General features: G+C 70.5%; 9 protein-coding genes. All 9 read right to left on the bottom strand.

What is annotated here, in order from left to right:
* On the bottom strand, nucleotides 1–768 hold a 768-nt coding region (locus tag QN141_14170), incomplete at its 3' end, for a ribonuclease HII (GenBank protein ID MDR7559623.1).
* Nucleotides 769–959: 191 nt separating this feature from the next.
* Complete coding sequence (locus tag QN141_14165) at nucleotides 960–1,463, bottom strand: CDP-alcohol phosphatidyltransferase family protein (GenBank protein ID MDR7559622.1); 504 nt, start codon at nucleotides 1,461–1,463, stop codon at nucleotides 960–962.
* Nucleotides 1,464–1,582: 119 nt separating this feature from the next.
* A complete protein-coding gene (gene lepB / locus QN141_14160) occupies nucleotides 1,583–2,221 on the bottom strand; it encodes a signal peptidase I (GenBank protein MDR7559621.1) in 639 nt (212 codons plus the stop codon).
* Nucleotides 2,222–2,239: 18 nt separating this feature from the next.
* Entirely contained in the window at nucleotides 2,240–2,581 is a 342-nt protein-coding gene (rplS, locus tag QN141_14155) for a 50S ribosomal protein L19 (GenBank protein ID MDR7559620.1), read from the bottom strand.
* A gap of 74 nt (nucleotides 2,582–2,655) precedes the next feature.
* A complete protein-coding gene (trmD, locus tag QN141_14150; GenBank protein MDR7559619.1) occupies nucleotides 2,656–3,396 on the bottom strand; it encodes a tRNA (guanosine(37)-N1)-methyltransferase TrmD in 741 nt (246 codons plus the stop codon).
* 6 nt (nucleotides 3,397–3,402) lie between these two features.
* Nucleotides 3,403–3,918: a ribosome maturation factor RimM gene (gene rimM / locus QN141_14145; GenBank protein ID MDR7559618.1), complete on the bottom strand. Its 516-nt coding sequence runs from the start codon at nucleotides 3,916–3,918 to the stop codon at nucleotides 3,403–3,405.
* A complete protein-coding gene (locus QN141_14140; GenBank protein MDR7559617.1) occupies nucleotides 3,918–4,325 on the bottom strand; it encodes a YlqD family protein in 408 nt (135 codons plus the stop codon). The genes rimM and QN141_14140 overlap by 1 nt, the downstream gene beginning before the upstream one ends.
* On the bottom strand, nucleotides 4,325–4,603 hold the full coding sequence (locus QN141_14135) for a KH domain-containing protein (protein ID MDR7559616.1): 279 nt from the start codon (nucleotides 4,601–4,603) through the stop codon (nucleotides 4,325–4,327). Before QN141_14135 ends, QN141_14140 begins: the two co-directional genes overlap by 1 nt.
* Nucleotides 4,600–4,835 (bottom strand): 30S ribosomal protein S16 (rpsP, locus tag QN141_14130; protein MDR7559615.1); only part of this gene is annotated, 236 nt, incomplete at its 5' end. The genes rpsP and QN141_14135, both read right to left, overlap by 4 nt.

The following is a 4,835-nucleotide window of genomic DNA, read 5'->3' as shown; positions in this document are numbered from 1 at the left end:
CCGCCGGTGCACGGGAGTGATCCCCAGGCGGAGGATGGCGGCCCGGTGGGCGGCGGTGGCGTACCCCTTGTGCACGTCGAATCCGTAGCCCGGATACCGCGTCGCCAGGTCCGCCATGATCAGGTCGCGGGTCACCTTGGCCACAATCGACGCCGCGGCGATCGAGGCGCAGGTGGCGTCGCCGTCGACGATGGCCAGCTGCGGCACCGGGACGTCGGCGGGGTAGCGGCCGTCGATCAGGACCAGATGCGGACGCCGCGGTAGCGCCAGGATGGCCCGCCGGTGGGCCAAACGCGTCGCCTGCAGGATGTTGAGGCGGTCGATCTCCTCGACCTCGGCGCGTCCCAGGGCGACGGCCGCGGCTTGGCGCAGGATCTCGGCGTAGAGCGCCTCCCGCTGCCCGGCCGTCAGCCGCTTGCTGTCGTTGAGCCCGGGGAGCCGCAGATCCGCGGGCAGGACGACGGCCGCGGCCACCACCGGGCCGGCCAGCGGCGCCACCCCGGCTTCGTCCACCCCGGCGATGATCTCGAACCCCTCGGCCCGGTGCCGTCCCTCGATCGTCCGCAGCCCCGCCAGGCGGGCGTCCTCCCGAAGCCGCCCGGCCTGCCGCCGGCGGTAACGGGCCGCCAGCTGCCGCACGCCGGTCCGGGGATCGCGGGCCAGGGCCCGGAGCACCGCACCGTTGAGCACCGGCAGGGCGCGCAGGCGAAGGGCGATCTCGGCGACGGAAAGCGCGCGGAGATCGGCAGGACGCAACGGAGCGGCCATGGACGCACCCGCGGGAGAATTCCGGAGCAGGAGCGGGCGGTCCTCCGTCGATCACGGCCGAACGTCTCCGGCGCATCGCCGTACTTCCCACCCGCCTGATTCGGCGAACCAGCGTGCAAGTGCCGGTGGGACTGCAGGGTGAGCCGGCTGCCGGGCAGGGCGTTGTCGGCGGCGAGTAGATGCTGGGACGACTACTCCAGGACCACCACCAGTTCCACCAACGCCGCCGCGGCCAGCACCACCGTGAGGAGTCTCGTTGCGAGTACTGGCGGCATCCCCAGGAGAGCCCAGAGCAGGTACACCACGGTCGCCGCGCCGGCTGCCCGGGTGGTCGGGAGATGCAGGGCGGCGATGATCCGCCGCCTGAAGATCTTGAACGCCACGCCCGCCAGGAACAGGGGCAATGGAACCAGCACCCACGGGAACCACTGCCTGACGATCTCCGGCCGCCGGGACCAGAACCAGACAGGGATGGAGTAGTAGAATAGGGCGTCGGCCAGCGAGTCGAAGCGCCGACCCCACCCATCTGTCCGCCCCAACCGCCGGGCGAGCCACCCATCCGCCACATCCGTCCCGGCCGCGACGATGAAGAGCGCGACAAAGACCTCATCCTTCCCCACGGCGGCAGTCGTGTAGAGCCCGGGAATCAGCGCGATGCGAGAGAGCGTCACGATGTCCACCGCGCTCACCGTCACGCCGGCCGCCGCCCCTCCTCGACGACCTGCGCCGCCGCAGCCCGGCCCGCCTCGTACCGGGCGAGGCATATCCGCCGGTCCCAAGGATCTCAAGAGAATCTCTTGCGCCTTGACTTTACTTAGTGCACCAGGCCGAGCCGCTGCGGGGGCCAGTAGATGAACAGCGCCTTGCCCACGACGTTTGATCTGGGCACGAAGCCGAAGAAGCGGCTGTCCTCGCTGTTGCAGCGGTTGTCCCCCAGCACGAACAGCTCTCCCCGGGGGACCTTCTGCGGGCCGTAGTTGCTCGTGCAGGCCCGATCGCCCTCGGCCAGGGCGGTGGGGTACAGCTCCCTGATGGGCGTGCCGTTGATCAGCACCATGCCGTCGCGCAGCTCGACCGTCTCGCCGCTCAGGCCGACCACGCGCTTGACGAAGTCCTTGCCGGGGTTCAACGGGTAGTGGAAGACGATGACGTCACCGCGCCGGATCTCCTCGAAACGGTAGGTGAACTTCCCGACCAGGATGCGGTCGCCCACCTGCAGGGTCGGTTCCATCGATCCGGAGGGGATGTAGAACGCCTGCACGACGAAGGTGATGATCAGCAGCGACAGCAGCGCGGCGAAGATGCTGGCGTCCAGGGTCTCCACGACGCTGCTGCGCCAGGCCGGGGGGATGGCGTAGGCACGCTTGATCGCCAGGCGGGCGACGATCAGCACGCCCGCCAGGAGGAGGATCAGCGTCGGAATGCTGAGGGGTAGACGATCGAGGAGTTCCACCGGACCGGCCCCGGGGCGCTAGCGCATCTCCTTGACCCGGGCTTCGCGGCCGACCTTGCCGCGCAGGTAGTACAGCTTCGCCTGGCGGACCTTTCCCTTCCGTACGACGTCGATGCGCTCAATGCGCGGGGAGTGGAGCGGGAAGGTCCGCTCCACGCCGACGCCGTGGCTGATCCGCCGAACGGTGAACATCTCCCGCGAGCCGCCGCCCTTCCGCGCAATCACCACGCCCTCGAAGGCCTGGATGCGCTCCCGGCCGCCTTCCACCACCTTGAGGTGCACGCGGACGGTGTCCCCCGGCACAAAGGGGGGGATCTTCTCCTTCAGAACGGGACGCTCAACCGTCGCGATCTTGTCCATCGCAGTCCTCCACAGCGCAACGCCCCCTCAGGGGATGAAGCCCACGGCGAGCCATTATAGCATACCGCCCGCCGCTACTGGGCGATCTCCAGATCCTCGGCATCCAGCAGGCGCCGATCCTCCTCGCTCAAGGCGTCCCGCTTCAGCAGGTCGGGACGGCGTTCCAGGGTCCGGCGCAGCCGCTGCGCCCGCCGCCACCGCGCGATCGCCGCGTGGTTGCCCGAGAGCAGGACCTCGGGCACCTTCATCCCCAGGAACTCCGGCGGCCGGGTGTAGTGCGGGTGGTCCAGCAGCCCGCCGGCGAAGGAATCCGCCTCCACCGATGCCGCGTCCCCCACCACGCCCGGGATGAAGCGCGCCACGGCGTCGACGATGACCATCGCCGCCAGCTCTCCGCCCGTCAGGACATAGTCGCCGATGGAGATCTCATCGGTGGCCAGCCCCAGTCGCACGCGCTCGTCGATCCCCTCGTAGTGTCCGCACAGGATGATCAGGTGGCGGACGCCTGCCAGCTCCCGGGCCAGGGCCTGGTTCAGGGTGCGGCCCTGGGGCGAGGTGAGGATGATCCGCGGCGACGGATCGCCCGCCTCCCTGCGGATGGCATCCACCGCGGCGAAGAAGGGCTCCGGCTTCATGACCATGCCGGCGCCACCGCCGTAGGGGGCGTCGTCCACCTGGCGGTGCCGGTCGGCCGTGAAGTCGCGCAGGTCCCAGACCTTCACCTGGAGCAGGCCGCGCTCGCGGGCCCGTCCCAGCACGCTGAGCTCGAGCGGCGTGAAGGCCTGCGGAAAGATGGTCACGATGTCCACCCGCATCGGCGGCTACTCCTCCAGCATCCCTGGCAGCGGCCGGATCACCATGCGCCCCCGCGCCGGATCGATCCGCAACACCACGGAGGCGATGGCGGGCACCAGCACCTCCCGCGCCCCCCGCACCACGTAGACGTCGTTGCCCGGGGTGCGGATGATTTCCTCCACGGTACCCAGCCGCCGCCCCCCTTCGTCCTCGACCGTGAGGCCGAGCACCTCGAAGACATAGTGGCGGCCCTCGGGCAGCGGGGCGGCCAGCTCGCGGGGCACGGCCAGGGCCGCGCCCCGCCAGATCTCGGCCGCCGCACGGGTGTCGATGCCGGCGACCTTCACCAGGACCGCATCACCGGCGGCCCGCACCCCCTCGATCCGCACCGGTTCCGCGCGTTCCTCGGTGAGGAGGACGGCCTGGCCCAGCATGCCCAGCCGCTCGGGGAAGTCGGTGTCCGGCTGCACGCGCAGTTCGCCGCCGACGCCGTGCGGCCGGAGCACCCGGCCCACCACCACGAGCGGCGGGGCCGCGGGCATCACCCCTCCTCGCGGATCTCCAGCACGATGCCGTCCTTCACCACAACCTCCGCCCGGCCGATCTTGTTGAAGAGGTTGTCCCCCACCGAGATCTCGACCAGACTCTCCAGCGTGCCCTGGGCGAACTCCGAGTTCAGGGGCAGCTCCTGAGCCTCCCGCAGCCGCATCGCCAGTTCGGCTTTGGTCGCCTCCTGGCGGGCCCGCTCCAGCTCCAGCTGCTGGCGCACGGCCCGGCTCTGCGGCGAGATCTGGCGCTCCAGTTCGGTGCGACGGATCTGCGTGTCGATCTGCTGCACGACGGCATCGACGCGCTTGAGGGCGTCCTCGAGATCCTGGATGTACAGGCGTTTGAAGCTCTCCGTGACCACGGTCTTGATGACCACCGGTCGGGTGACGGTGATGCCCATCAGGCTCCTCCTGCGCCGGTGCTTGAAATGTCCAGCAGGACCCGCACGCCCTGGCGCGCCGCGGCGGCCCGCACCACCGACCGCAGGGCGCGGGCAATCCGGCCCTGGCGGCCGATCACCTTGCCCATATCCGCCGCGGCGACGCGGAGCGTGATGCGGAGGGCCGCGGCGTCGGCTGCCGTCTCCACGCGTACCGCCCCCGGCTCCTCCACGAGCGAGGCGGCCAGGAACTCGACGAGATCGCGCAGGGTCTCTGCGGCGGTTACGGCACCGCTCATGACTTCGCCGCCGCCCGCTCCAGGACGCCCGTCCGCTGGAGCAACACCCGCGCGGCGTCGGAGGGTCGGGCCCCCTTGCGCAGCCAGGCGATGGCCTTGGCCTCATTGATGGAGATGGTGCTGGGCTCCGTCGTGGGATTGTAGTAGCCGATCGCCTCGATGTACCGCCCGCTGCGGGGGGCGCGCGAGTCCGCCACCACCAGACGGTAGAACGGCTTGTGCTTGCCCCCCA

The sequence above is a fragment of the Armatimonadota bacterium genome (assembly GCA_031459765.1).
Classification (GTDB): Bacteria; Sysuimicrobiota; Sysuimicrobiia; order Sysuimicrobiales; family Kaftiobacteriaceae; genus Kaftiobacterium; species Kaftiobacterium secundum.
This window is presented reverse-complemented; position numbering and strand designations above follow the sequence as displayed.

What these genes read in the sequence shown, in the direction of transcription:
- QN141_14140 (MDR7559617.1), bottom strand. Translation starts at nt 4,325, where the DNA reads ATGGGCATCACCGTCACCCGACCGGTGGTCATCAAGACCGTGGTCACG.
- rimM (MDR7559618.1), bottom strand. Translation starts at nt 3,918, where the DNA reads ATGCCCGCGGCCCCGCCGCTCGTGGTGGTGGGCCGGGTGCTCCGGCCG.
- rplS (MDR7559620.1), bottom strand. Translation starts at nt 2,581, where the DNA reads ATGGACAAGATCGCGACGGTTGAGCGTCCCGTTCTGAAGGAGAAGATC.
- QN141_14135 (MDR7559616.1), bottom strand. Translation starts at nt 4,603, where the DNA reads ATGAGCGGTGCCGTAACCGCCGCAGAGACCCTGCGCGATCTCGTCGAG.
- trmD (MDR7559619.1), bottom strand. Translation starts at nt 3,396, where the DNA reads ATGCGGGTGGACATCGTGACCATCTTTCCGCAGGCCTTCACGCCGCTC.